The sequence below is a fragment of the Curtobacterium sp. MCLR17_039 genome, assembly GCF_003234745.1.
Lineage (GTDB): Bacteria > Actinomycetota > Actinomycetes > Actinomycetales > Microbacteriaceae > Curtobacterium > Curtobacterium flaccumfaciens.
Genome location: NZ_QKTF01000007.1, coordinates 57,578 through 81,843, shown reverse-complemented (window position 1 = coordinate 81,843; position 24,266 = coordinate 57,578). Strand labels below are relative to the sequence as shown.

Here is a 24,266-nt window from a genome sequence, read left to right as displayed (position 1 = left end):
TTCATCGACTCAAGGAGGCGTCATGAGCACACCCGAACCCGGCAGCCCGGCACTGCTCAACCCGGAAGAGGGCATCACCCAGCCCGTCAGCACGGTCAAGGTGGGCATCGGCTACCAGATCGCCCTGTTCCTCGGGCAGTTCGGCCTCTTCGTCGCGCTCATGGCGCCCGTCTACGTGAGCATGCAGCTCAAGGCGCAGGCCCTGGTCGGCGACGACGCTGCGAACGTCATCGGCTCGGTGCTGCCGATCGGCGCGTTCGGTGCGCTCATCATGAACCCCCTCGCGGGTGCCTTGTCCGACCGCACCCGCACGCGCTGGGGCCGTCGTCGCCCCTGGCTGCTCAGCGGTGTCGTGGTCTTCGCGATCGCCCTCGCGTGGATCGCCTACTCGCCGGACGTCCTCAACCTGACGCTGGCCTGGCTGCTCGCCCAGCTCGCCGCGAACGCCACGCTCGCCACCCTGCTCGCGAGCTTCGCCGACAACGTGCCGCAGCTGCAGCGCGGCCGGTCCTCGAGCATCATCGCGCTCGCGCAGAACATCGCCGTGCTCGCCGGCACCTACCTGTCGGTCTTCTTCGTCGCGAACCTGCCCGTGCTGTTCATCGCGCCCGGCATCCTGGCGATCATCCTGGTCGCCGTGTACGCCGTCGTCGCGCGGGACGACCTGCCCACGTACAAGCTCAAGAAGTTCACGTTCCTGAACCTCATCGCGTCGTTCTGGACGAACCCGGTCAAGAACCCGGACTTCGCGTTCGCGTGGTGGTCGCGCTTCCTCATCATCTTCGCGACCTTCATGTTCACGACGTACCGCCTGCTCTACATGGAGCAGCACCTCGGCATCGAGAGCGCGAAGGAGGCGACGGCCGCCGTCGCCTTCGGTGTGCTGCTCTACACGATCGCGCTGCTGGTCAGTGCGGCGCTGTCCGGCTGGGCCTCGGACAAGCTCGGTCGCCGCAAGGTGTTCGTCGGTGGCTCCACGGCGATGTTCGCGGTCGGACTCATCGTGCTGGCGCACGCCGACACGGTCAACGGCTTCTACGTCGCCGAGGTCATCATGGGCTTCGCCTACGGCATCTACTCCGCGATCGACACGGCTCTCGTCGTCGACGTCCTGCCGAACGCGGACCGTCCCGGCAAGGACCTCGGCGTCATCAACATCGCCAACGCGCTGCCGCAGTCGCTCGCCCCGGCCGTCGCCCTGTTCTTCCTGAAGATCGGGTCCGGGGACGCCGCCGACAACTACACGCTCATGTGCTGGGCCGCCGGTGCGATCGCCATCATCGGCGCCCTCGTCGTGATCCCCATCAAGCGGGTGCGGTAGCGCCCGTCGCGCAACGCGACAAAGGGAGCACGGGAGGCCCGTGGCGACGCCGCCACGGGCCTCCCGTCCGTCGCAGCCGCCGACCCACCGCGCCGGGCCGGCGTCAGGGGGTGCCGGGGGAGGGCAGCTCCTGCCGGAGCGCCTCGGCGAGGCGGGAGGCGAACCGGCGGACCGCCGTCGCCTCGTCGACGCTCAGCGCGTCGATGGTCTCGATGAGCGGAGTGTTGATGTGCCCGTAGGCACGTGCGAGGTCCTGCTCGGCGGAGCCGGTCGCCGTGATGATGACGCCGCGGCGGTCCTCGGGGTTCGCCCGCCGTTCCGCACGCCCGTCACGCACCAGGCGGTCGATGAGCTTCGTGATCCCCGCGGTGGAGAGTCGCAACGCCCGTGCGAGCTGCGTCGGGTTCACCAGCCGTCCGTCCCGGTCCGCGAGCACGAGGTGCCGCAGCGCGAGCGCGTCGACGGGCAACATCCCCAGGGTGCGGAGCGCCTGCTCGTCGGCCTCGTGGACGCTGTCGCTGAGCGCCTGCAGGCTGGCTATGGCAGCGGCGCCCTCCGTGGTGCGCGGCTGCCGCTCGAACACGTCGGATCCGCGCTGCTGGTGGTCCTCGTCGTGCATCCTCGCCCCGTCCGGTCCTGGCGTTCTGTGGACAAACGCCATGTTCCACCCCCCTGCCTGGGAACTCAAACTGAGCGAGTAATCAGCCGAGCGAGACAAATCTCTCCACACGGCGCCACCGAAGCCCGGTGGCGGAGATCAGAAGGAGTGACCATGTCGAACACTGCAGGACGTCCCGCACGGAACGACTCGGTCGTGAGTGCCACCTGGAACGAGACCAAGTCCGCGCTGAAGACCACGGAGTTCTACGCCTGGCTGGTCGTGTCCATCGCGATCCTCGTCGCGTCGGCCGTCGTGGACAACGCGGACGAGGGCCACACCGGCTTCGGCGCCGATCAGGCCTGGCTGTACGTCGCGATCGTGACGGCCGCCTACGTCGTCAGCCGCGGCATCGCGAAGTCCGGCGTGCGCAAGCCCGACTGGAACGACGACGACCGACGCGACGTCAACGGCCGTTGAACTGACGCCGAGCACCACGTGCACCCGGCTCCCCGAGCCGGAGCGAGGCCGTCCCGATCGCATCGGGGCGGCCTCCGTCACGTCCGCTCGTGTCGCCGCCGCACCGATACCGTGAACCCCATGCTCGACGCCACGCCTGCCCCGTTCGACACCCCCGCCGGCCGCATCGTCGGGACGGTCGACGGCGACGTGGTGCGGGTGCTCGGGATCCCGTACGCGCAGGCCGAACGGTTCGCCCCGCCGCAGCCGATGCCACCGTTCCAGGGTGAGCTGCACGCGTCGACCCCGTCGCCGGTCGCACCGCAGCCGCACGAGGAGTTCGTCGACCTGCTGCTCAACCCGATCCAGGGCATCGAGGTCGACGAGCACTGCCAGCGGCTCTCGATCACGTTGCCCGCCGACGTCCGTGCGGGCGAGCAGCTGCCCGTGATGGTCTGGATCCACGGCGGCTCGTACGTCATCGGCGGTGGCGACCTGCCGATCTACGACGCCCGCGACCTGGTGACCGAGCAGCGCGTGATCGTGGTGTCGGTCACGTTCCGGCTCGGCGTGCTCGGGTTCCTCGGTGACGGCGAGACGATCCCGGCCAACCTCGGGCTCCTCGACCTGGTCGAGTCGCTCCGCTGGGTGCGCGCGAACATCGCTTCGTTCGGCGGCGACCCCGACCTGGTCACCGTCTTCGGGCAATCGGCCGGCGGGGACGCGGCCGCGCACCTGATGATCAGCGCCGGCGCCGGCGGGCTCTTCCGCCGCGCGATCATCCAGAGCGCTCCGCTCGGGCTGTCCCGCCGTCGGGCACGGATGAACCGCGCGATGGTCCGGGCGGTCGGCACCGTGCACGCCGACACCCCGCTCGAGGACCTGCTCGACCGTCAGGCGCTCGGCACCCGGGCCGCCGCGCCGTACGGGCTCGCCGCCGGCATGCCGTTCGGCACCCAGTACGGGTTCGCACCGCTGCCCGACGAGCGCGACCTCGACGCCGCGTGGAGCCGGGTCGCGCCCGACGTCGACGTCCTGATCGGGTCCGGTTCGGACGAGGCCGGCATGTACGTGCCGCTCGTGCCCGGCCTGCGTCGGGTCACCCGGTCGCGGGTGCTGCGGTCGGCCCTGCGGTGGTGGGTCGTCCGTCCGCTGTCCGACGTCATCTACGGCCGCGACGCCCGACGGTTCACCGAACGGCACCGACGCGCCGGCGGCCGCGCGACCTCGTACCGACTGCACCGCGGTGTCACGAGCGCCCCGACCGGAGCCGTGCACATGAGCGACCTGCCGCTGCTGCTCGGTGGCCGCGAGGCCTGGGCCGGCACCCGGTTCGTCCCCGAACGCGACTGGCCCGAGGTCGAGCGCCGCGGCCGGGCCTTCCGGGCGATCTGGGCCGACTTCGCCCGCACCGGCGAGGTCCGGGCCCCCGACGACGAAACGCTGACGTTCGACCGCGGCTGACCCAGAGCCGGCGACGGTGGCCGCGCCCCCTGAACTGGCGGTCGCGGGCCGCTGACCGGCCCCGCACAATCGTCAGCATGCCCACGACCGACGTCGACCTCCGCGCACGCATCGTCGCCGGGGCGATCAGTGCCTACCGAGCCGGGGACTTCCACCGTGTCGGGCCCGACGAGGTCGCCGAGCACGCCGGGGTCACCGCCGACGAGTTCCATCGGGCGTACCCGACGTGGGAACTCCTGGTGGTCGCGGTCATGGACAAGTGGAACAACGGCAGCCGGCGCCAGCTCTGGCCGATCGCGGAGCGGGACGGCACGGTCGCCTACCTGCGAGCCCGGCTCGCCGCGGGCGTCGAGGACCCGGCCCTCGTGCGGCTCCGGGTCGCGGTGCTCAGCGCCGCCTCGAACCCCGACCACCCCGCCGCCGGGTGGTTCCGCACGCAGTACACGCGGGCGTTCGAGGACGTCACCCTCGCCCTGGTCCGTGACGTCGTCGCCGGCCGGGAGTCCCGTGGCGCCTCGCCCCGGCACGCCGCCGAGCAGCTGATGGCCCTGTACGAGGGGCTCCAGCTGCAGTCAGTCATCCGCGACGACGGGGAACCGCTCAGCGCCTTCGACCGGGCGGTCGCCCGGATGCGCGTGGGCTGGGCAGCGGCACGCGTCGACGCCTGATCCGGGTCGGGCGACCACGTCGGGTCCGGTCGGCACCATGCGGGCCCGGGGCCTCGAGCGGCGAGCGGTCATGACTCCCCGTGCGTGCACCGTCGCGTGGTCGTGTTGCGGCGTCTGGCGGTGCCGCAAGCAACGGTTCGTGACCGCTCGGCGGGCCGAGATCGGGGTGTCCTGACCGCGCGTCGGCGTGGACGTCCCGGTGGCACGCCGGACGGCCGGGAGGCCCGTGGCGGCGGCGACTCGTGCCTCCCGGCCCGCGGGGTGGTCGCGACACACCGCACGGGCGGCCTCGCGTGGTCACGTTCCGTCGTTCGCGGGCGGCGGGGCCGACGGTCTGTGACCGCTCGGCGTGCGGGACGCGGGGGGTCGTGACCGGTCGGCGGGCTGGTGGAGCGTCCGAGCCACCCCGGTCCACGGCTGGAGGCCCGGCGCGGCTGGCAGACGTCGGTGCACCCACCTGGCATGGTCGGCCCATGGAGTACACGGACTACGACACCCGGCTCGCCGCCTACGGCGTGATCACGGACGGTGACCGCGTGCTCCTGGCGAAGCTGCGCCACCCCGATGCGGGCACGTGGACGTTGCCGGGCGGCGGGGTCGAGTTCGACGAGACCGTCGAACAGGCCGTCGTGCGCGAGATCCGCGAGGAGACCGGGTACGAGGCCCAGGCCGGTGCCCTGCTCGGGGTCCGGCACCACATCGTCCCCGCGGAACGCCGCATCCACGCCAACGGCCGGCCGATGAAGGCCGTGCAGGTGGTGTTCCGGGCGACCGTCACCGGGGGAGCCCTCCGGCACGAGCTCGACGGCTCGACCGACGAGTCGCGGTGGATCCCCGTCGCCGAGCTCCCGCACCACCGCCACGGCCTGCTCGTGCCGATCGCCCTCGGCTGGGCGGGTGCCCTGTCCCGCTGATCGCATCACCCGGCCGTCAGGACGGCGAACTGCGATGGGACGTCAGCCGGTTGGTGCGCCGCCGACTCGGCCTGCTCGTTCATCGCTCACCCAGCAGGGCGGAGATGCTGTCAAGCCAGTTCTGCGTGAGGTACTCGTCGGTGAACAGGTCGCGCCACTGCTCGGTCGGCGCGAACTCCCGCTCGTCCAGGTTCCACTCTGCGCGGACTCGTTCGCGCTCGGCGAGGAGTTCCTCGCGGGTCCATTGCCGTCCCAGCACCTTCGTCATGGCCGTCCTCTCGTCGGTGAGAGGACGGTAGGACGATCAGCAGCGCCGACGCGAGCTTTCGGAATACAACATGTTCACTCCTCGATGACGCTGAGGACGTTGCCCGACGGGTCGGTGAACCAGGCGATGAGCGGGCCGCCCTGCCGGTTCACACCCCGGTCGTCGGTCATCCCCTCGTACTGCAGGAACACGACGCCCTTCGCGGTGAGCTCGTCGACCGCGGCGTCGATGTCCGGCACCGGGAAGTTCAGCACCGTGAAGGCCGCCGGTTCGTGACCCGGGCCCTTCGGGTAGACGAGCACCTGGTGTCCGCCGCCGAGCTGCAGGAAGAGCATGCCGTGGTCCTCGGTGACCTCGACCCCCAGGACGTCCTCGTAGAACGCCTTCGCCTCGGGCACGTCGCGCACCGAGAACCCGCTGAACGCCTTCGTCGCATCGACCATGCGGCAAGTGAACCACTGCGGTCGGGCGTCGGTGCGCTCTGCGAGGATGAAGCCGTGAGCGACTCCGGCACGACCGTCGACCAGGCCGTCGAGCGCGCCGTCGAACTGGCCCGTTCGAGCCACCGCACCGTGCTCGGGATCGCCGGAGCACCGGGCGCCGGCAAGTCCACGCTCGCCCGCCGCATCGTCACCGCAGTCGACGAACGCCTGGGTGCGGGCACCGCGGTGCAGGTCCCGATGGACGGCTTCCACCTGTCGAACGCGGCGCTCGACGCCCTCGGCCGGCACGACCGCAAGGGCGCGGCGGACACCTTCGACGCCGACGGGTACGTGGCGCTCGTCCGCCGACTCGTCGCCGCCGACGAGGACGTGGTGTGGGCACCGGACTTCGACCGTCGCGTGGACGAACCCGTCGCCGGCAGCATCGCGGTGCCCCGCGCAGCCCGACTCGTGGTGTCCGAGGGCAACTACCTGCTCGACGACACCGCTCCGTGGTCGGCGCTGCCCGCACTCTTCACCGAGACCTGGTTCTGCGCCGTCGCCGACGACGTGCGGCTCGACCGCCTGGTCGGCCGGCACATGCGGCACGGCCGCGACCACGACGCCGCCCGAGCGTGGGCGGTGGAGGTGGACGGCGTGAACGCCGCGAGGGTCGCGCCCACGGTGATCCGGGCCTCCAGGACGGTGTGGACGTGACCACCGACCACCACCACGCGACACGACACGAGGAGCGACCATGACCATCGCCATCACCGGAGCGACCGGCAACATCGGGGGCGCCGTGAGCGCGGCACTCGCCGCGGACGCCGTGCCGTTCCGGATGCTCGTGCGCGACGTCTCGCGTGCGCCGGAGCTTCCGGGCACCGAGGTCGCCGTCGCGACCTTCGCCGACGCCGACGCAAGTCGAGCGGCGCTGCAGGGCGTCGAGGTGCTGCTCATGGTCTCGGCGGCCGAGGCCCAGGACCGCCTCGACCAGCACCGGGCGTTCGTCGCCGCGGCGGCCGACGCGGGCGTGCGGCACGTCGTCTACACGTCGTTCCTCGGCGCGGCTCCCGACGCGACCTTCACGCTCGGACGCGACCACTGGGCGACGGAGCAGGCGATCCGCGAGAGCGGGATGGCGTTCACGTTCCTGCGCGACAGCTTCTACCTGGACTTCGTCGAGGACCTGGTCGGCGAGGACGGCGTGATCCGCGGCCCGGCCGGTGACGGTGCCATGGCCGCGGTTGCCCGTGCCGACGTCGCCCGCGTCGCGACCGCGGTGCTCCACGACCCGGACGCCCACCGCGACCAGACGTACGAGCTGACCGGCCCCGAGGCGATCACCCTCGCCCAGGCGGCGGAGATCGTGTCCGAGGTCCGCGGCCGCACGGTCAGCTACCACCCGGAGACCCTGGACGAGGCGTACGCATCACGTGCGCGGTGGAACCCGGAGCCGTGGCAGGCCGACGCCTGGGTGAGCACCTACACGGCCATCGCCGAGGGGGCGCTCGCGCACGTGTCCGGCGACGTCGAACGCATCACCGGGCGTCCGCCGATGTCCCTGCGCGAGGTGCTCGCCGCAGGCTGACCTGCGCGCGCCGCGCCCGTGCCGACGTCCTCGGTCAGGACACCCGTCGCGCGGCGAACGTCCCGACGACGCCGAGGGTGAGCACCGCGACGAGCACGACGAGCAGCGGTGCCGTCCAGGTCCCCGTCGCACCGTGCAGGGCACCGGCGACGAGCGGCCCGGCCGACCCGAGCAGGTACCCGCCGCCCTGCACGAACGCGGACATCCGGCGGGCGTCGGCGTCGCTCGAGACGATCCGCACGATCACGATGAAGATCACGGTGATGCCCCCACCCTGGGCCGCACCGCCGAGCACCGACCACAGCAACCAGAGCTCCGGGGCGAACAGCAGCCCGAGCGGCATCGCCAGCCACAGCGTGCCGACCAGGGCGATGATCGCCGCCGGACGCCACCGCGTCGCGAGCAGCGGGACACCGAGCGCCCCGACGACGGCCAGGATCTGGAACACCGACGAGCTCGCGCCCGACGACGCCTTCGAGAAGCCGATCTCGTCGTGCAGCAGCGTCGGGATCCACGCGGTGAGGGCGTAGTACGAGAACGCCTGACCGCCGAAGGCGAGCGTCAGGCCCCAGGTGATGAGCCGTCGTGCCGGTCGGATGGGCTCGGCGGCGGCGACCCGTGCGGCCTCGGCGGCGCGGGCGGTCCGGATCGCCCCGGTGTCGAGCACCTGGTCGATGGGGCCGGTGACGGGCAGCGGTTCGTCCCGCTCGGACGGCAGCGGGCGGCGCCAGGCGGCCCGAGCACCGACCGCGTAGGTCCATGCGGCGGCGGCGATGAGTGCGAAGACCGCCCAGATCGCGATGGCGACCGGCCAGCCCCACAGTGCGGCCAGGGGAGCGGTGCCGAGCGACGTGATCATCGACCCGACGTTGAGCGCCGACGTGTACACACCGGTGACCAGGCCGACGCGTTCCGGCGAGGTGTCCCGCCGGATGACCACCGGGATCACCACGTTGCCGATCGTGATGCCGATGCCGATGACCGCGGTGCCGATCAGCAGCGCCGCCGACGAGGGCATCGAGCGCACGACGGTGCCCGCGAGCACGATGACGAGCGACAGCGAGACCGCGCGCTCGGGGTCCGCCTTCGCGATGACCCAGCTGGCGAACGGCGTCGCGAGGGCGAAGCACAGCACCGGGATCGTCGTCAGCAGCCCGGCGATCGTCGCGGTCAGGCCGAGGTCGGCGCGGACGTCGCTGATGACCGGGGCGGTCGCGACGATCGGGCCGCGGAAGTTCAGTGCGATCAGGACGATGGCCGCCGGCAGCAGCCAGGCGGCACCGCGGAGCCCCCGCCGGACGACGTCGCCGCTCATGCGGATGGCGTCGCGGACGGCAGCAGGATCGGCAGCAGGTCGAGCGGGGTGGCGGCGCGGGCGATGGTGCCCTCGGCCTCGTCGGGGGAGCCGTAGCCCCACTCGGCGAAGACGACCGGGACGCCGTGCACGGTCGCGCCCTCGACGTCGTGCTTCCGGTCGCCGATCAGCACCGGGCGGCTGGTGTCGAAGCCGTGGGCCTCGAGTCGTCGCAGTGCCTCTTCGACGACGTCGGCCTTGCTCGACCGCACCTCGTCGTCGCTCGCACCCGTGATGATGTCGATGTCCCCGGTGAGCCCGTAGTGCTCGAGGATGTAGGTCGCCGGGGTCTCCGGCTTGCTCGTCGCCGTCGAGATCGGCAGCCCCGCCTGGTGCAGGGTGCGCAGCACGACGTCGATGTCCGGGAACATCTCGGAGTCGAGCGCCCCGTGCGAGAAGTAGTGCTCGCGGTAGACGGCGAGGGTGCGGTCGGCCAGTTCGTCGTCCATGCCCATCGCGACCCGGAACGTGTCCATGATCGGCGGGCCCACGAACGACATCAGGGTGTCGTGGTCCGGCACCGGGACGCCGACGGTGCGGAAGGTGTGCGTCAGGCTCTCGAGGATGCCCGGCGCGGAGTCGCTGATGGTGCCGTCGAGGTCGAACAGGATGGCGGAGAACGGGCTGGTCATGTCCTGTCCACCCTAGCCGGGCCGTGGCGGCGACCATCCGGGATCCGTCGGCGGCGGGGCGGGGGTGCGCCGTGCCTCCAGGCCGGACGGCCCGACGCGGCTCAGAACAGGCGGGTGTGGCCGCCCTCGATGCCGCGCATCGCGTCGTAGTCGAGCACGAGGACGCGGATACCGCGGTCCTCGGCGAGGGTGCGTGCCTGCGGTGCCACCGTCTGCGCCGCCAGCACGCCCTGCACCGGCCGCAGGTGCGGGTCGCGGTTCATGAGCTCGAGGTACCGGGTGAGCTGCTCGACCGCGTCGATGTTGGCGTTGCGCTTCATCTCGACCGCGACGCTCGCCCCTGCGTCGTCGCGGGCCAGGATGTCGACCGGCCCGATCGCCGTCATGTACTCGCGACGGACCAGGGTGTGACCGTCACCGAGGAGCTCGATCTGCTCGGCCAGGAGCTGCTGCAGGTGCGCCTCGACCCCGTCCTTCACCAGGCCCGGGTCGACGCCCAGGTCGTGGGTCTCGTCGGACACGACCTCGTACAGGGAGACGATGAGCTTGTCCTGCGTCTTCTTCTGGGTGACCGTCCACACCTGCGTGATGCCGGCGCTCGACTGCTCGTCGTCCGGCTCGGTGATCTCGATCGAGCAGGGCGGGCTCATCCAGTTCAGCGGCTTGTAGCTGCCGCCGTCGGAGTGCACGAGCAGGGAGCCGTCCGCCTTGAGCATGAGCAGGCGGGTCGCGAGCGGCAGGTGGGCTGAGAGCCGGCCCGCGTAGTCGACGGAGCACCGGGCGATGACGAGACGCACCCCGGAAGCCTAACCGGCGTGGTGTCGTCGACCGGACGAGGCGCGCGGCCTGTACATCGCGCACGGATTCACATGGCTGTAACGACGTTCTGCACATGTACCGCAATCCGATGCCGTCCTACCGTGGCTGACACCCCGATCGGCCAACGCCGACACCCCTCCCCGAGGAGCCACGATGGCCAGCGAGACCGCAGTGTCAGCACCACGAACCCCCCGTTCCGAGTCGGTCGCCGTCGACGACTACTCGCTCAGCCGAGTCCCGATGTCCGCACGCTACGGCTGGTTCCAGGTCGCCGTGCAGCGCTTCGGGCAGATCTCGGCCCTGTCCCAGTTCCTGCTCGGTGCGACGCTCGGCTTCGGCATGAGCTTCTGGGACGCCTTCTGGGCGATCACCCTGGGCGCCGTGATCCTGGAGATCGTCTCGGTGCTCGTCGGCGTCATCGGCGTCAAGGAGGGCCTGAACACCTCGGTCATCGCCCGCTGGACGGGCTTCGGCAAGGCCGGCTCGGCGCTGGTCGGGCTGGCGATCGGGCTGAGCCTGATCGGCTGGTTCGGCATCCAGTCGGGTGTCTCGGCGGCCGGCCTGGTCTCGATCCTGCCGATCCTGCCCGCCTGGGCGTGGTCGCTCGTGTTCGGGCTGCTCGTCACCGCGATCGTCCTGCGCGGGTTCCACTCGATGCAGTGGCTGGCGAACGTGACCGTGCCGCTGTTCCTGGTGCTCGTCGGCTGGGCGGTCATCGTCGAGTTGAGCCGGCACTCGATCGCCGAGCTCGCCGCGCGTGCCCCGGCCGGTCCGGAGCTGAGCTTCGTGGCCGGGACCACCCTGGTGGCCGGCGGGTTCATCGTCGGTGCGGTGATCACGCCGGACATGACCCGCTTCAACCGGTCGGTCGGCGACGTCGTGAAGCAGACGCTGCTCGGCGTGACGCTCGGCGAGTACGTCATCGGCCTGGCCGGTGTCCTGCTCGCCCACGCCGTCGGCTCCGCGGACATCACCCGCGTGATCACGTCGAGCGTCGGCTGGGTCGGCATCCTCGTGATCCTGCTCGGCACGTTCAAGATCAACGACTGGAACATCTACAGCTCGAGCCTCGGCGTCACGAACTTCATCGACGCGGTGTTCGGCAAGCAGGTGAACCGCGGGCTCGTGACGCTCGTGATGGGCGTCGTCGGCTCGGTGCTCGCCGCGGTCGGGTTCCTCGGGGCCCTGACACCGTTCCTGTCGGTGCTCGGGGTCGTCTTCCCGCCCATCGCCGGGATCATGGTGGCGGAGTACTTCGTCGTGAAGCGCTGGCGCCGCGAGCTGAGCGACGCCGAGAACATCCCGGCGACCTCGCCCACCTGGGTGCCGGCCACCCTGGTCATCTGGGCGATCGCCTCGCTCATCGGGTACTTCGTCGCCGTCGGCATCCCGTCGATCAACTCCGTGGTCATCGCCTTCGTGCTCTACGTGGTCGCCGGCAAGGTCGGGCTGATCCGCGGCGTCGGTGTCAGTCGGACCGAGGCCGCGCCGGCTGCATCGTCCGCCCCGGTCGCCGCAGCGCCCGCCGCACCGGCCACCCCGGCCGCCTGACCCGGGCGCTCCCCGAACGGCCGGTCGCGTCGCCGCACCCCTGATCCGCGCGACGGCGCGGCCGGTCCCCACGACCCAGCACCACCCCACGAACCAGCACCACCTCACGAACAAGCACCACCCCACGACCCAGCACCACCCCGCGAACACCCCACGCCCGCACCACCGCACCCCGCACCCGCACCACCGAAGGGAACCCCCATGCGCATCGGCATCGACGTCGGCGGCACCAACACGGACGCCGTCCTGATGGACGGCAGCACCGTCCGTGCGGCGGTCAAGCGGTCCACCACCCCCGACGTCACCTCGGGCATCGTCGCCGCACTCGACGGCCTGCGCGAGCAGCACGCCTTCGGCCCCACGGACATCGACGGCGTGATGATCGGCACCACCCACTTCATCAACGCCCTGGTGGAGGCACGCGGCCTCGCCCCGACCGCCGCGGTCCGTCTGGGCCTGCCGGCGACGGCGTCGCTGCCCCCGTTCACGGACTGGCCCGGGCACCTGGTGTCGGCCGTGCACGCGCAGCCGTTCCTGGCCCACGGCGGCCACGAGTTCGACGGCCGTGTCATCTCGGAGCTCGACCCCGAGGAACTCAAGCGGCACGCCGGTGCCATCGCGGCCGCGGGCATCCGTTCCGTCGCGATCTCGTCGGTGTTCTCCCCGATCAACGACGAGTTCGAGCAGCGCGCGCAGGAGATCATGGCCGCCGAGCTCGGGCCCGACGTGGCGTTCTCGCTGTCGTCCGAGATCGGTCGCATCGGCCTGCTCGAGCGCGAGAACGCGACCATCATCAACGCGGCGCTCCGTGAGCTCGCCGACCGCATCGTCGACGGCCTGTCCGGGTCGGTCACGGGCAGCGGCATCGACGCACCGCTCTTCCTGAGCCAGAACGACGGCACCCTGATGGACGTCGAGTACGCCCGTCGCTACCCGGTCGCGACGTTCGCCTCGGGCCCGACGAACTCGATGCGTGGCGCAGCGGTGCTGTCCGGCTTCGACACCTGCGCCGTCGTCGACGTCGGCGGCACGACGAGCGACGTCGGCGTCCTGACCGCGGGCTTCCCGCGTGAGGCGACGGGCGAGGTCGCCGTCGCCGGCATCCGCACGAACTTCCGGATGCCCGACGTCCTGTCCGTCGGCATCGGCGGCGGCTCCCGCATCCGCGAGGACGGCAGCGTCGTCGGCCCGGACTCCGTCGGGTACCGCCTGACCGAGGAGGGCCTGGTCTTCGGCGGTACCACCCTGACCGCCACCGACGTGGCCGTCCGCGGTGGCCGCGGTGCGATCGGGGACCCGTCGCTCGTCGCCGGGGTGCCGGCCGAGGTCGCCGCCCGCGCGCTCGACGTCATCGCGGAGCGCGTCGCCGACATCGTCGAGCGGATGCGCACCTCGTCCGACCCGCTGCCCGTCGTCGCGGTCGGTGGCGGCTCGGTGCTGCTGCCGGACACCCTGCCCGGACTCGGCACCGTGCACCGCCCGGAGCACTACTCGGTCGCGAACGCCATCGGTGCGGCGATCGCGCAGGTCAGCGGCGAGGTCGACAAGGTCTACGCGATCAGCGACGGCCGCCGGTCCGCCGTGGTCGACGAGGCCCGGCAAGAGGCGGTCGACCGTGCCATCGCGGCCGGCGCCGACCCCGGCTCGGTGGACATCGTCGACTTCGACGAGGTCCCGATCCCGTACCTGCCGGGCAACGCGACGCGGATCCGCGCCAAAGCCGTCGGCGACCTGGCACTCGGGGCGCTGGTCCGATGAGCGCCACGCAAGCCGCGCCCACAGCACCCCTCCTCACCGCCATCGGCGCCGACTGCTCCGCCCTCGCCCGCGGCGCCGCGATCCTCGGTACCGGCGGCGGCGGTGACCCCTACATCGGACGCCTGCTCGCCGAGGCCGCCGTCCGCGCCCACGGCCCGGTCGAGATCGTCCAGGTCGAGGACCTTCCCGACGACGCCGTGGTGCTCTCGGTCGCGATGATCGGCGCTCCCACGGTGATGGTCGAGAAGCTGCCGTCCGCCGGCCAGTTCGCCGAGGCCATCCGCAGCCTGTCGGCGTTCCTCGGGGTCACCCCCACCCACCTGGCCTGCATCGAGGTCGGTGGCGTGAACTCGACGACCCCGATCGTCGCCGCTGCCGAGCTCGGCCTGCCCCTGGTCGACGGCGACGGCATGGGCCGCGCCTTCCCCGAGGTACAGATGGTGCTGCCGACCCTGTCCGGGGTCAGCGCGACACCGATGGCCCTGGCCGACGAGAAGGGCAACACGGTCGTCTTCGACACGGTCGACAACCGGTGGGCGGAACGGCTCGCCCGCACGGCGACGGTCGAGATGGGCTGCTCCGCGATCACGGCGCAGTACGCCATGTCCGGCGCGCAGGTGAAGGAGTCGTTCGTCCGCGGCAGCCTGTCGCTGAGCGTCCGGCTCGGCGAGACGCTGGTGCGCGCACGCAGCGAGAACGCCGACCCCGTCACGGCGGTCACCGAGGTGCTCGGCGGCACGGTCGTGTTCGAGGGCAAGGTCGCCGACATCGAGCGCAAGACCGTCACCGGGTTCGCCCGTGGCACGGCCCGCATCACCGGTTCCGGCAGCGACACCGGCCTGGAGGCGGTGCTCCGGTTCCAGAACGAGCACCTGCTGGTCGAGGTGGCCGGCCAGGTCCGCACCACGGCTCCCGACCTCATCATCACCTTGGACGCCGAGACCGGCGAGCCGATCACCACCGAGGCCCTGCGGTTCGGCGCCCGCATCCGGATCGTCACGGCACCGGCCGACGAGCGCTGGCACTCCCCGGACGGCCTGCGCCTGGCCGGCCCGCGGTACTTCGGCTACGACACCCCCGCGGTCCGCCACGACGGCACCACGAGCGCGGGGGAACCGAGCACGGGTGGAACGAGCACGGAGGAGAACCGATGAGCTGGATCCTCGACGTCGACGACCTGCCCGACCTGGCCCGCGGCGCCGCGCTGCTCGGCACCGGCGGCGGAGGCGACCCCACCATCGGGATGCTCCTGGTCCGTGCCGCGATCGAACAGCACGGCCCCGTCACGATCCTCGACCCGTCCGAGGTGCCCGACGACGCCCTCGTCATCCCCACCGCGCAGATGGGCGCACCGACCGTGGTGCTCGAACGCATCCCCGCCGGACCGGAACCCCTCGGTGCCCTCCGTCGGCTCGAGGCCCACCTGGGCCGGACGGCGACCGCGACGATGCCCATCGAGTGCGGCGGCATCAACTCGATGATCCCGCTGCTCGTCGGTGCCACCGGTGGCCTGCCCGTCGTCGACGCGGACGGCATGGGCCGTGCGTTCCCCGAGCTGCAGATGGAGACGTTCTCGGTCTACGGGGTCCCCGGCAGTCCGCTCGCGATCAGCGACGAGAACGGCCACGGCGTCATCATCGAGACCGGCACGGACAACAAGAAGATGGAGTGGCTCGCCCGCGGGGTCACCATCCGGCTCGGCGGCGTCGCCTACATCGCCGAGTACGCCATGTCCGGCCGCCAGGTGCAGGAGACCGCCGTCCCGCGCACGCTCTCCCTGGCACTCGCCGTCGGTCGGGCCATCCGAGTTGCCCGTGAAGCCCACCGCGACCCCATCGACGCGCTCGCCGAGGCCCTCGGCACGACGATCTACACGCACCTGCGCGAGCTGTTCGACGGCAAGGTCGTCGACGTCGAGCGACGCACGGTCGACGGGTTCGCCCGCGGTCGTGCCACCGTGCAGGGGACCGACGGCTCCGAGCTCGAACTCCGGTTCCAGAACGAGAACCTCGTCGCCCGGCGGGACGGCCGCCTCGTCGCCGTCGTGCCCGACCTGATCTGCGTCCTCGACGCCGAGACCGCCGAGCCGATCACCACCGAACGCCTGCGGTTCGGGCAGCGCGTCCGGGTGATCGGCATCTCGACCCCCGACCTGATGCGGACCCCGGAGGCGCTCGCCGTGTTCGGGCCGTCGTGCTTCGGGCTCGACGAACCGTTCGTCCCGGTCGAGGACCTGCACGAGCACGTCCGCCCGGCCGCCCCGGCGGTCGGCTGACGAACGGGCCGCGCGCCGACCCCCGCGCCCGGCCCGTGCACCCGACCCCGGCCCCGGCCCCGGGCTCCGGCCCCGGGACGCGACCACGGCAGCAGAATGGACCCATGGACCAGGGTGAGCGGCGGGGCGGCGGTGTGGCGGGCCTCCAGGCCGACGACGTGACCGTCTTCGGACGCGGCACCGCCCTGCTCGGCTGCGGCGGTGGCGGCCGCGTCGACCACATGGTCAGCGCGCTCCGCTTCGCACTCGGCGACCACAGCGTGCCGGTCGTCGACCTCGATGACCCCGCGCTCGGATCGGTGGTGGCCGTCGGGCTGATCGGCTCGACCACCGTGCTCGAGGAGAAGATGCCGAGCGGCGAGGAGCTGCCGGCCGCGCTCGCGGCGGTCGAGCGCTGGACGGGCACCCGTGCCGACGCCGTCGTCGCCGCGCAGATCGGCGGCGTGACCGGACCGGCTGCGGCCCTCACCGCACACGCCGCCGGACTGCCGCTCGTCGACGCGGACCTGGTCGGCCGCGCGGTCCCGCGCATCGACCAGCTGTCGGTCTTCGTCGGCCCGACCACGACGGTCACGGCCGCCGCGGCGACCACGAGCGGTCTGCGGATCGTCGTCGACGCCCGGCACCCCCACGACGTCGAGACCGTGTGGCGCGAGGCCGTCTCGCACAGCGGCGGCTGGGCGGCCTTCGCGATCGGCCCGGTCCCGGTCGCGCTGCTGCGCGAGCGGGCCGTCGTCGGCAGCGTGCAGCGCGCGCTCCGGATCGGACGCGCCGCTGGCGGCGCACGCGACGCGGCGGAACTCGCCGCGCTCATCGGCGGCCGCGTCGTCGCGCAGGGCCGGGTCATCGACGTCCAGCGCGAGGGTGACGCCCTCGCGTTCGTGCGCAGCAGCCTGGCCATCCGTGACGCCGGCACCGGTGCGGTCGCCCGGGTCGAGGCGGGCAGCGAGTACGTGCACTGCCTGGTCGACGGCCTGCCGGTCGCCAGCACGCCGAGCGTCATCACCGTCGTCGACGCGCGCTCGCTCGCGCCGGTGGCGACCGACCGCACGCGGGTCGGCAACGAGCTCGCGGTGCTCGTGCTGCCGTCGGCACCGTGGTGGTGGGCGGACCCCGACCGCACCGCGCGCATGGGACCGCGGGCGTTCGGCATCGACGCGGACGTCGTGCCCGAGGCCGTGGGCCAGGTCCTCGCGTGAACGCCGTCGGCGACCTGCTCCCGCTCCTGCCGCCCGGCACCCGCCTGCTCGTCGGCCCCGGCAGCACCGCGGTCCGCAGCGTCCGCGGGGTGGTGGGGACCCCCGACCAGGTCGGCCGGTCCCTGTCGCAGGGCGACGACGTCGTCGTGCTGCTCACCCCCGTCGACCGCGCGGACGCGCGCTTCGACGTGCTGCTCCGCCGGGCGTCCGCGGCCGGCACCACCCTGCTCGTCGTCGACGGGGCACTGGAACTCGGCCCCGGCAGCACGACGCTCGCCGACCGGCTCGGCGTCGCCGTGCTCGCCACCCCGGACCCGTGGGCGACCTCGGTCCGCCTGCACGAACTCATCGGCACCGGGATGGGCGCGGCGGCCCGGGCCGCCCTCGACGCCTCCCGCGTCGCGCTCGACGCCGGCCCCGAACTCGACGACCTGTTCGCCCGGCTCGACCGGTCGCTCGGCCACCCGGTGCGGTTCCTCGACGCCTCGGGCCTGGCACTCCGCGGAGCCGCGGTCGACGACGCGGCCCGCGCCGTCCTCGTCCGCCGCGCCGGCACGAGCGACGTGCTGACCGCCGAGGGCGTCGACGAGACGCTCGTGGCGATCCCGGTCGGCACCGGCATCGGACCGCGCGCCTGGCTGGCCGTCGGCCTGCCCGTCCCGATCGCCGCCGAACAGCAGGTGGTCGCGAGTGCCCTGCAGGTGGCCGCCGTCGCCGTCGGGCACCGGCTGCTGCTCACCCGGCTCGACGACGAGCGTGACGCCCGCTACCGGATGGCGATGCTCGACGAACTCCGTGCGGCCGACGGGGCGCCCGCCCCGCAGCTCGTGCAGCGGACGATCGCCGCCGGGTGGCGGCTGGACGCCTGGCACGTCGGTGCGCGCGTGGTCGCGCGGCAGGGCGTCGACCTGGTCGCGCTCCGCCAGCAGGTCGACGCCGCGGTGCGCGCCGAGGGACTCGACGCGGTCGTCGTCGAACAGGCGGACGGCTGGGTGCTGTGGCTGTCGGAACCCGACGAACCCGGCCGGGAGGCAGTGGCCGACATCGCGGGTCGGCTGCGGCGCGCGCAGAACACGCTCCGCACCACCGTGGAGACCAACGTGGGCGTCGGCAGTCTGCAGGCGGGCCCTGCCGGGCTGGTCCGGACGCTCGGCGAGGCCGGCGACGCCGCCCGCCTGGCCGCGAGCCGTCCGGAGTCGGGGCACTTCGTGCACGTCGACCGGCTCGGGCTCGCGCAGCTGTTGCTCGCGTGGACGCAGACGGACACGTTCCTGCCGGCCTCACGGCAGTTGCTCGCACCGCTCGAACGCGGTGGCGGGGCACTCCTGACGACGCTCGCCGCCTACCTGGACGCGGAGTCGTCGATCGCCGAGACCGCCGCGGTGCTCGGCGTGCACCGGAACACCGTGTCCGACCGCATCGCGCGAGTGGAGCGGCTGCTCGGGGTGGACCTGTCCGACCCGGAGACCCGGCTCGCCCTGCACCTGGCGACGCGGGCGCGGGCGGGCGACGGCGGCTGAGGGCGGGTTGCGTCAGCTGCGGCTGGTCTCGCTCGTCTTGTCGGTCTGGCTGGCCTTCTCGGTCTCGCTCTTCGTGGTCCCGCTCGTCTTGGCGGTCCCGCGGGCGGGCCGGGCGGCGGCACCGGTCTCGCGCGCTGCACCCGAGGCCAGGCCGGCCGCGATGATGAACACGAAGACGATCAGCAGCGCCCCGAGCAGGCCGATCTCCTCGCCGAGGAACCCGATCAGCGGCGGCCCGGCCAGGAACGCCACGTAGCCGATCGTCGCGACGGCGCTGACCTTGGCGGCCGCGGTGCGGGGGTCGTCGGCCGCGGCGGACATGCCCATCGGGAAGCCGAGGCTGGCACCGAGGCCCCAGAGCACGACGCCGACGATCGCGAGCGGCACGTTGTCGATGAAGATGAGCATGCCCAGGCCGACCACCGCGACGGCGGCGCTGATGCGCAGGATCGGCACGCGGCCGAACTTGTCGATCAGCGGGCTGCCGGCGACGCGGCCGGCGGTCATCGCGGCCAGGAAGACCGTCAGCACGGCAGCACCGCCGGCGTTGTCGAGCCCGTGGCCGTCGATCATCGCGAGGGGCAGCCAGTCGTTCGCGGATCCCTCGGCCAGCGCCATGCCGAGCACGATCACGCCGATGAGCAGCGTCGAGGGCTGTGCCCAGACCTGCCAGCGGGTGAGCGGGGTCGCGACCGGGCTGGTGTCGGTCGACACCGGCTGCTCGAAGCGGTGCTCGTCCTGGAACTTCGTGACGGCGACGAGCATGGCGGCGCTCGTGACGACCACGAGCACGATGAAGTGCCACGACACCGGGATCTCGAGCTTCTCGGCCAGCGCACCGAGGCCTGCACCGGCGAGCGTGCCGAGGCTGAACGCGGCGTGGAACAGCGGCATGATCGTGCGTCCGCCGGCCTTCTCGGCGGCGGCGCCGGAGACGTTCATCGACACGTCGCACAGGCCGTTGCCGAAGCCGAACGCGATGAGCGCGATCCAGATGGCGGCGAAGCCCCACCCGAGCGTGACCGCGACCCCGGCGAAGATCATCCCGACCGCCAGGCACGCCGCGGCCACCTGCACGCCCCGACGGGCACCGAGCTTCGCGACGATGTGCCCGGCGAACGTCAGACCGCCGATGGAGCCGACGGCCATGCCGAGCACGAGCAGACCCATCTCGAACGTGCTCGCCCCCAGGGAGTCGCGGACGCTCGGGATCCGCCCCAGCCACGTCGCGATGTCGAGCCCGGACAGGGTGAACACCACGAACACCGCGATGATCCAGGCCTTGGTGGTCGGGACGGTGCGGGTGGACGGCGTCGTCATGGTGGTTCCCATCGTGCTGCGGCGCGCGCGGTGCTGCGCGTTCTGGTGCGTGTCGGTGCTGGTCTTGCGGCTGTCGAATCGATTCGACTGCTCGTTCCGGCTACGCTAACGGGCGATGGACGAACCGGCAACAGGACCCGGCGCGTCGCCTTCCCGCGGCGGCGCCACACGTCCGTCGCGCCCGACGCTGGCAGCGGTCGCCCGTGCTGCCGGTGTCGCGCCGTCGACGGCCTCACTCGCCTTCAGTGGTCTCGGCCCGGTGTCCGAGGACGCGAAGGCCCGCGTGCTCGCCGCTGCCGCCGACCTGGGTTACGGCGGCCCCGATCCCCGTGCCCGTTCGCTGCGCCGCGGTCGTTCCGGCGTCATCGGTGTCGTGATGGACGAGCGTCTGAGCGACGCCTTCCGTGACCCGGTCAACGTCCTGACGCTCGACGGCATCGCCGAGGTCGCCGGTGCTGCCGGTGCCTCTCTGTTGCTCGTCCGGAGTCCGCTCGACGACGAGCAGGGTGCCGGCCCGCTGGTGGATGCCCCGATGGACGCCGTCGTGCTCGTCGGGTGCAACGTGCGGATCGACCCCGCCGTCGCGGTGCTGCGCCGTCGGCAGATCCCCGTCGTCGCGATCGAGGCGGACGAGATCGAGGGCGCTGTCCCCGTCCAGCTCGACAACCGAGATGCCTCACGCCGTGCTGCGGAGTACCTGCAGGGGCTCGGCCATCGGGACGTGACCGTCGTGACCCTGCCCCTCGATGCCGCACGCCGCCGTGGCCCGATCGACGCAGCCCGGCAGGCCGAGGGCATCGCCTTCACCACGCTCGAACGCCTGCGTGGTGTGCGCCAGGTCTACCCGGACGCCGTCGCGATCGAGACCGCCGGTAGTTCGGTGGAAGAGGGACGTCTCGCCGGCACGGAGCTCTTCGCGCCGGCCGGTCCCCGCCCCACCGCCGTCATCGCGCAGAGTGACCTGATCGCCGTCGGGGTGATCTCGGCCGCGCTCGATGCCGGACTCCGTGTGCCCGAGGACGTCAGCGTCGTCGGGTTCGACGGCATCACGGTGGACGACAGCCTGCTCCACCGCACCCCGATCCGGCACCTGACCACTTTGGTGCAGCCCTTCGTGCAGAAGGGCCAAGCCGCAGCCCGTGCCGCCCTGGCCATGCTCGAGGGAGCGGAGCCGCAACCGGCGTCGTTCACGTCGGAGTTGCGGGTGGGGGACACGACGGGGCCGCCGCCCAGCTCGATCGCCGATTAAGGCAAGCACCGCCCCCGGGCTCCTGTGGCATCGTGTCTGGACCATTGCACGCGTCTGTGGTGGAAGCGCCATCACGTACACAAGAACGGAACCCGTCCGTGAACGAGACGACGTGATTTCGAGGTCTACCCCAAAGCCACGAAACCGGCGCGCCTAGAGAGCGGTTGCATCCGGGCATCTCGCCACGGCCAGACCGTTCGCGCCCGCCAGTGGCTTCTGCCCCTGTGTAGGCCCTGAGGCGGTCCGGACCGAACGAATGGGCACGAGGTCTCGGAGTGAGGCATGAGCGGCTATCGTTTTCACATCTCCGGCCTCACCGGCCGATCATCAAGGGGTTCCCGACCCCGAGCACTGGGGTGACCATGGACGTTCACGAGCTTGCGCAGACCCTTATTCCTACCCGCACCACGCTACTGTTTGGCGCCGGGGCATCGATCCCGTCGGGAGCACCAAGCGGAGCGGCTCTTGCGCGAAGGATCGGCAGCCTTCTGCAGCCTGAGCCCGATGGAGCCGACTTGGCGGAAGTCGCTCAGCTTGTCGAAAACCGCAAAGGTCGGCTTGCGCTCGTCACTGAAGTACGCGCTGCTCTTGCCGAGCTCAAGCCCACTGCTGGCCTCTTGGCTCTTCCCGAGTTCGACTGGCTGTCCGTCTACACCACCAACTTCGACACGCTTATTGAGCAGTCCTACCGACGACATGGGCGTCGTCTTGATGTCTACCGCTCGAATTTTGACATAGGCCAACCTAGGGCGGTCGACGTGACTTCCCTGTATAAGATTCACGGCTGTGTCTCTCAGGACTCCGCCGACGGGCACAAGAGCCGTATGCTCATCACCGAGAGCGACTACGATGACTTCGAGAAGTACCGCCAGACACTGTTCAATTCTCTGCGGACGGATATGTTCACTGCCGACACGGTGATTGTCGGTCAGTCGCTCGCGGACCGGCACCTAAAGGATCTGGCTCGGCGCGTCACTGCTCTTCGTGCCGAGGGTGTGAGTACCCGCGTCTTTCTTCTTGTGCACGAGTTCGATGCAGATCGAGCGGAATTGTACACGCGGCTGGGTCTCGAAGTGGTGCATGCCGACCTTGATAAATTCCTCCTCTCGCTGATCGACGCCGGGAAAACGCGACGAAATGTCGTGCACTCAACATCGACCGCCACCTCACTAATCTCTCCCGCGCTGGTGCTCACGACTGTCGATGTAGGGCATGCGGTCGCGCTGGAACCGAACGTCACCAGGCTGTTCAATGGGTCGCCGGCTTCCTACGCCGACGTCAAGCAAGGTTTGACAATCTCGCGCGCAGCGCAGCACCGTATGCGTGAAGCTTTCAAGGGGACACGCGGGTATTTTCATGTCATCGAGGGGGCTAGGGGAGTCGGCAAGACGACCTTAGCCCGCGCGTTTATGCTCGAACTGTCTCAACGAGGTGTACCGGCATGGGAGCATAAGCCCGATGCTCCCCTGGATGTGACGGGTTGGTTAGCTGCCGAGAAACGTTTGCGCGAAGCTGGAAAGGATGGCGTCCTCCTTGTTGACGATTGTTTTCGTCACCTGCGAGAGGTCAACAAGCTTATCGACGCTCTTCATGGAATGGATCGCCCGAGTCTCCGAGTCGTCGTAACAGTGGACGCTGGACGTTGGAAGGTCGCGCGAAAGTCGCGCGGTTTCTTCGCACGGGGGAGCACCATTCGCCTGTCCATACTTGAGCGAAACGACCTCGAAGAACTCGTGGCTCTGCTAGATCGGCGGCCCGAAATCAAGCAGCTTGTGGAGCAGAGCTTTTTGGCGCTGAGCAGGGGCGAGCGCCTTTCAAGACTTCGCAACAAGTGTAGTTCCGAGATGTTCGTTTGTTTGAAGAACATCTTCGCCAACGACAACTTGGACGACATCCTGTTACAGGAATACTTCGGACTGGAGGAGGCTAGCCAGGAGGTATATCGATACGTCGCTGCCGTTCAAGCACTCGGAGGTCACGTTCACCGCCAGCTCATCCTTCGACTGTTGGGCTTGGATGTTACTTCGTTGGATACAATCCTCGCGCGACTCGAAGGAGTGGTCTTCGAGCGATCAGTCGATAATCGAAGGGGCATCTTTGGGTGGGAGACTCGTCACGATGTGATCGCTGCCGTCATAACACGGGTCAAGTTTGCGGATCAAGCTGAGATCAAGAATTTGTTCTTCGACCTGATCGACGGTCTCAATCCAAGTGTGGGAATCGAGTTGGAAACCGCCGTTGCGTTGGCGACGGAAGACCTAGGTATCAATCGACTCACCAGCTTTGGGGACCAAATCGCTGCATATCGGCGTTTGATTGAAGCTATTCCTTCTCACCGAACGCCACGTCGGCGGCTTGCCAAGCTTTTCTTATCCCACGACATGCTACCCGAAGCGAGTAACGAGATCACCACCGCCGAACGCGCGGTCGGCCCCGATGCTGTGTTGCAGAGGTATAAAGCTCAGGTGGCACTCCGAAAGTCGGAGACGATCACGCTGGTGGAGGAGTCGGATCGGCGCGCAATTCTTTTGGATGCTGAAAATATCATTCGTACGTGTATTGATAAGTATGGACCGGACCTGTATAGTTATAGGACACTCGGCGAAATAGGACTTTCTCTGGCCGAGAGATTTAATGAGTATGATGCCGTGGACGACGCCATCACCTTGCTGTCGCAGTTCGAAGGCGACAATGGTGATCCCCAAATCCAGGTGGTGAGGAGAAGGCTGGCGGACCGTCTTCGCCACATCACCACCGGTGAGTCGTTGTTCGGTGTGGACGACGAGGACCTCCTTGAGGATGTCGTTCATGACTGATGGCATGTGGCGCAGAGGTTCAACCGTCTGGCCTGACCTAGGAGCGCAATCTCGGTGTAGCTGAAGGT

General features: G+C 70.7%; 22 protein-coding genes. 15 read left to right on the top strand and 7 right to left on the bottom strand.

The features are described from left to right. Window positions 1–22: 22 nt before the first annotated feature. Window positions 23–1,321, top strand: coding sequence for an MFS transporter (locus tag DEJ00_RS10460; RefSeq protein WP_051597042.1), 1,299 nt, complete (start codon window positions 23–25; stop codon window positions 1,319–1,321). A 103-nt stretch (window positions 1,322–1,424) separates the two neighbouring features. Here DEJ00_RS10460 and DEJ00_RS10455 read toward each other — a convergent pair whose 3' ends face one another. Further along, window positions 1,425–1,940, bottom strand: coding sequence for a MarR family winged helix-turn-helix transcriptional regulator (locus DEJ00_RS10455; protein ID WP_181440150.1), 516 nt, complete (start codon window positions 1,938–1,940; stop codon window positions 1,425–1,427). Between the two features lie 153 nt (window positions 1,941–2,093). Here DEJ00_RS10455 and DEJ00_RS10450 point away from each other — a divergent pair, with 153 nt between their 5' ends. The 4 genes from DEJ00_RS10450 (at window position 2,094) to DEJ00_RS10435 (ending at window position 5,424) form a co-directional block, all read left to right on the top strand. Further along, window positions 2,094–2,399: a hypothetical protein gene (locus DEJ00_RS10450; protein WP_111057294.1), complete on the top strand. Its 306-nt coding sequence runs from the start codon at window positions 2,094–2,096 to the stop codon at window positions 2,397–2,399. Window positions 2,400–2,519: 120 nt separating this feature from the next. Beyond that, the gene (locus DEJ00_RS10445) at window positions 2,520–3,842 is read left to right on the top strand and encodes a carboxylesterase family protein (protein ID WP_111057293.1); all 1,323 of its coding nucleotides are present in this window, start codon (window positions 2,520–2,522) and stop codon (window positions 3,840–3,842) included. Between the two features lie 77 nt (window positions 3,843–3,919). Then, the gene (locus DEJ00_RS10440) at window positions 3,920–4,510 is read left to right on the top strand and encodes a TetR/AcrR family transcriptional regulator (RefSeq protein ID WP_111057292.1); all 591 of its coding nucleotides are present in this window, start codon (window positions 3,920–3,922) and stop codon (window positions 4,508–4,510) included. 473 nt (window positions 4,511–4,983) lie between these two features. Continuing rightward, window positions 4,984–5,424, top strand: a complete 441-nt coding sequence (locus DEJ00_RS10435) for an NUDIX hydrolase (RefSeq protein ID WP_111057291.1) — start codon at window positions 4,984–4,986, stop codon at window positions 5,422–5,424. A 79-nt stretch (window positions 5,425–5,503) separates the two neighbouring features. Here DEJ00_RS10435 and DEJ00_RS10430 read toward each other — a convergent pair whose 3' ends face one another. Together DEJ00_RS10430 and DEJ00_RS10425 are read right to left on the bottom strand one after the other, a co-directional pair. Beyond that, complete coding sequence (locus tag DEJ00_RS10430) at window positions 5,504–5,692, bottom strand: hypothetical protein (protein WP_071248808.1); 189 nt, start codon at window positions 5,690–5,692, stop codon at window positions 5,504–5,506. Window positions 5,693–5,766: 74 nt separating this feature from the next. Further along, window positions 5,767–6,135 carry a VOC family protein gene (locus DEJ00_RS10425; protein ID WP_111057369.1) on the bottom strand — a complete coding sequence of 123 codons (369 nt, stop codon included), beginning with the start codon at window positions 6,133–6,135 and terminating at the stop codon, window positions 5,767–5,769. A gap of 54 nt (window positions 6,136–6,189) precedes the next feature. On the opposite strand from DEJ00_RS10425, the gene DEJ00_RS10420 reads away from it, so the two are divergent. Both DEJ00_RS10420 and DEJ00_RS10415 read left to right on the top strand, forming a co-directional pair. Beyond that, window positions 6,190–6,831, top strand: coding sequence for a nucleoside/nucleotide kinase family protein (locus tag DEJ00_RS10420; protein WP_111057290.1), 642 nt, complete (start codon window positions 6,190–6,192; stop codon window positions 6,829–6,831). Window positions 6,832–6,871: 40 nt separating this feature from the next. Next, window positions 6,872–7,705 (top strand): SDR family oxidoreductase, encoded by an 834-nt coding sequence (locus DEJ00_RS10415; RefSeq protein WP_111057289.1) that lies wholly within the window; start codon window positions 6,872–6,874, stop codon window positions 7,703–7,705. A 34-nt stretch (window positions 7,706–7,739) separates the two neighbouring features. On the opposite strand, the gene DEJ00_RS10410 is transcribed toward DEJ00_RS10415, so the two are convergent. The 3 genes from DEJ00_RS10410 to nucS all read right to left on the bottom strand — a co-directional run bounded on the left by DEJ00_RS10410 (window position 7,740) and on the right by nucS (window position 10,488). After that, the gene (locus DEJ00_RS10410) at window positions 7,740–9,020 is read right to left on the bottom strand and encodes a CynX/NimT family MFS transporter (RefSeq protein ID WP_111057288.1); all 1,281 of its coding nucleotides are present in this window, start codon (window positions 9,018–9,020) and stop codon (window positions 7,740–7,742) included. Then, entirely contained in the window at window positions 9,017–9,691 is a 675-nt protein-coding gene (locus tag DEJ00_RS10405; protein ID WP_111057287.1) for an HAD hydrolase-like protein, read from the bottom strand. The genes DEJ00_RS10410 and DEJ00_RS10405 overlap by 4 nt, the downstream gene beginning before the upstream one ends. 101 nt (window positions 9,692–9,792) lie before the next feature. Then, entirely contained in the window at window positions 9,793–10,488 is a 696-nt protein-coding gene (gene nucS, locus DEJ00_RS10400; protein WP_027466993.1) for an endonuclease NucS, read from the bottom strand. A 175-nt stretch (window positions 10,489–10,663) separates the two neighbouring features. On the opposite strand from nucS, the gene DEJ00_RS10395 reads away from it, so the two are divergent. The 6 genes from DEJ00_RS10395 to DEJ00_RS10370 all read left to right on the top strand — a co-directional run bounded on the left by DEJ00_RS10395 (window position 10,664) and on the right by DEJ00_RS10370 (window position 18,813). Continuing rightward, the gene (locus DEJ00_RS10395) at window positions 10,664–12,061 is read left to right on the top strand and encodes a cytosine permease (RefSeq protein WP_110863617.1); all 1,398 of its coding nucleotides are present in this window, start codon (window positions 10,664–10,666) and stop codon (window positions 12,059–12,061) included. 201 nt (window positions 12,062–12,262) lie between these two features. Continuing rightward, window positions 12,263–13,819, top strand: a complete 1,557-nt coding sequence (locus tag DEJ00_RS10390; RefSeq protein ID WP_111028775.1) for a hydantoinase/oxoprolinase N-terminal domain-containing protein — start codon at window positions 12,263–12,265, stop codon at window positions 13,817–13,819. Then, window positions 13,816–14,973 carry a DUF917 domain-containing protein gene (locus DEJ00_RS10385; protein ID WP_258373631.1) on the top strand — a complete coding sequence of 386 codons (1,158 nt, stop codon included), beginning with the start codon at window positions 13,816–13,818 and terminating at the stop codon, window positions 14,971–14,973. Before DEJ00_RS10390 ends, DEJ00_RS10385 begins: the two co-directional genes overlap by 4 nt. Beyond that, entirely contained in the window at window positions 14,970–16,094 is a 1,125-nt protein-coding gene (locus DEJ00_RS10380; protein WP_111022442.1) for a DUF917 domain-containing protein, read from the top strand. Before DEJ00_RS10385 ends, DEJ00_RS10380 begins: the two co-directional genes overlap by 4 nt. 104 nt (window positions 16,095–16,198) lie before the next feature. Beyond that, window positions 16,199–17,293: a DUF917 domain-containing protein gene (locus tag DEJ00_RS10375; RefSeq protein ID WP_111057286.1), complete on the top strand. Its 1,095-nt coding sequence runs from the start codon at window positions 16,199–16,201 to the stop codon at window positions 17,291–17,293. Next, window positions 17,290–18,813, top strand: a complete 1,524-nt coding sequence (locus DEJ00_RS10370) for a helix-turn-helix domain-containing protein (RefSeq protein WP_111057285.1) — start codon at window positions 17,290–17,292, stop codon at window positions 18,811–18,813. Before DEJ00_RS10375 ends, DEJ00_RS10370 begins: the two co-directional genes overlap by 4 nt. 12 nt (window positions 18,814–18,825) lie before the next feature. On the opposite strand, the gene DEJ00_RS10365 is transcribed toward DEJ00_RS10370, so the two are convergent. Further along, the gene (locus DEJ00_RS10365) at window positions 18,826–20,133 is read right to left on the bottom strand and encodes an MFS transporter (protein ID WP_258373630.1); all 1,308 of its coding nucleotides are present in this window, start codon (window positions 20,131–20,133) and stop codon (window positions 18,826–18,828) included. Window positions 20,134–20,248: 115 nt separating this feature from the next. On the opposite strand from DEJ00_RS10365, the gene DEJ00_RS10360 reads away from it, so the two are divergent. Both DEJ00_RS10360 and DEJ00_RS10355 read left to right on the top strand, forming a co-directional pair. After that, the gene (locus DEJ00_RS10360) at window positions 20,249–21,382 is read left to right on the top strand and encodes a substrate-binding domain-containing protein (RefSeq protein ID WP_181440149.1); all 1,134 of its coding nucleotides are present in this window, start codon (window positions 20,249–20,251) and stop codon (window positions 21,380–21,382) included. A 362-nt stretch (window positions 21,383–21,744) separates the two neighbouring features. After that, entirely contained in the window at window positions 21,745–24,198 is a 2,454-nt protein-coding gene (locus DEJ00_RS10355) for an SIR2 family protein (protein WP_146247940.1), read from the top strand. The last annotated feature ends 68 nt before the right edge of the window (window positions 24,199–24,266 follow it).

What these genes read in the sequence shown, in the direction of transcription:
- DEJ00_RS10460 (WP_051597042.1), top strand. Translation starts at nt 23, where the DNA reads ATGAGCACACCCGAACCCGGCAGCCCGGCACTGCTCAACCCGGAAGAG.
- DEJ00_RS10455 (WP_181440150.1), bottom strand. Translation starts at nt 1,940, where the DNA reads ATGCACGACGAGGACCACCAGCAGCGCGGATCCGACGTGTTCGAGCGG.
- DEJ00_RS10450 (WP_111057294.1), top strand. Translation starts at nt 2,094, where the DNA reads ATGTCGAACACTGCAGGACGTCCCGCACGGAACGACTCGGTCGTGAGT.
- DEJ00_RS10445 (WP_111057293.1), top strand. Translation starts at nt 2,520, where the DNA reads ATGCTCGACGCCACGCCTGCCCCGTTCGACACCCCCGCCGGCCGCATC.
- DEJ00_RS10440 (WP_111057292.1), top strand. Translation starts at nt 3,920, where the DNA reads ATGCCCACGACCGACGTCGACCTCCGCGCACGCATCGTCGCCGGGGCG.
- DEJ00_RS10435 (WP_111057291.1), top strand. Translation starts at nt 4,984, where the DNA reads ATGGAGTACACGGACTACGACACCCGGCTCGCCGCCTACGGCGTGATC.
- DEJ00_RS10430 (WP_071248808.1), bottom strand. Translation starts at nt 5,692, where the DNA reads ATGACGAAGGTGCTGGGACGGCAATGGACCCGCGAGGAACTCCTCGCC.
- DEJ00_RS10425 (WP_111057369.1), bottom strand. Translation starts at nt 6,135, where the DNA reads ATGGTCGATGCGACGAAGGCGTTCAGCGGGTTCTCGGTGCGCGACGTG.
- DEJ00_RS10415 (WP_111057289.1), top strand. Translation starts at nt 6,872, where the DNA reads ATGACCATCGCCATCACCGGAGCGACCGGCAACATCGGGGGCGCCGTG.
- DEJ00_RS10410 (WP_111057288.1), bottom strand. Translation starts at nt 9,020, where the DNA reads ATGAGCGGCGACGTCGTCCGGCGGGGGCTCCGCGGTGCCGCCTGGCTG.
- DEJ00_RS10405 (WP_111057287.1), bottom strand. Translation starts at nt 9,691, where the DNA reads ATGACCAGCCCGTTCTCCGCCATCCTGTTCGACCTCGACGGCACCATC.
- DEJ00_RS10395 (WP_110863617.1), top strand. Translation starts at nt 10,664, where the DNA reads ATGGCCAGCGAGACCGCAGTGTCAGCACCACGAACCCCCCGTTCCGAG.
- DEJ00_RS10390 (WP_111028775.1), top strand. Translation starts at nt 12,263, where the DNA reads ATGCGCATCGGCATCGACGTCGGCGGCACCAACACGGACGCCGTCCTG.
- DEJ00_RS10385 (WP_258373631.1), top strand. Translation starts at nt 13,816, where the DNA reads ATGAGCGCCACGCAAGCCGCGCCCACAGCACCCCTCCTCACCGCCATC.
- DEJ00_RS10380 (WP_111022442.1), top strand. Translation starts at nt 14,970, where the DNA reads ATGAGCTGGATCCTCGACGTCGACGACCTGCCCGACCTGGCCCGCGGC.
- DEJ00_RS10375 (WP_111057286.1), top strand. Translation starts at nt 16,199, where the DNA reads ATGGACCAGGGTGAGCGGCGGGGCGGCGGTGTGGCGGGCCTCCAGGCC.
- DEJ00_RS10365 (WP_258373630.1), bottom strand. Translation starts at nt 20,133, where the DNA reads ATGACGACGCCGTCCACCCGCACCGTCCCGACCACCAAGGCCTGGATC.
- DEJ00_RS10360 (WP_181440149.1), top strand. Translation starts at nt 20,249, where the DNA reads ATGGACGAACCGGCAACAGGACCCGGCGCGTCGCCTTCCCGCGGCGGC.
- DEJ00_RS10355 (WP_146247940.1), top strand. Translation starts at nt 21,745, where the DNA reads ATGGACGTTCACGAGCTTGCGCAGACCCTTATTCCTACCCGCACCACG.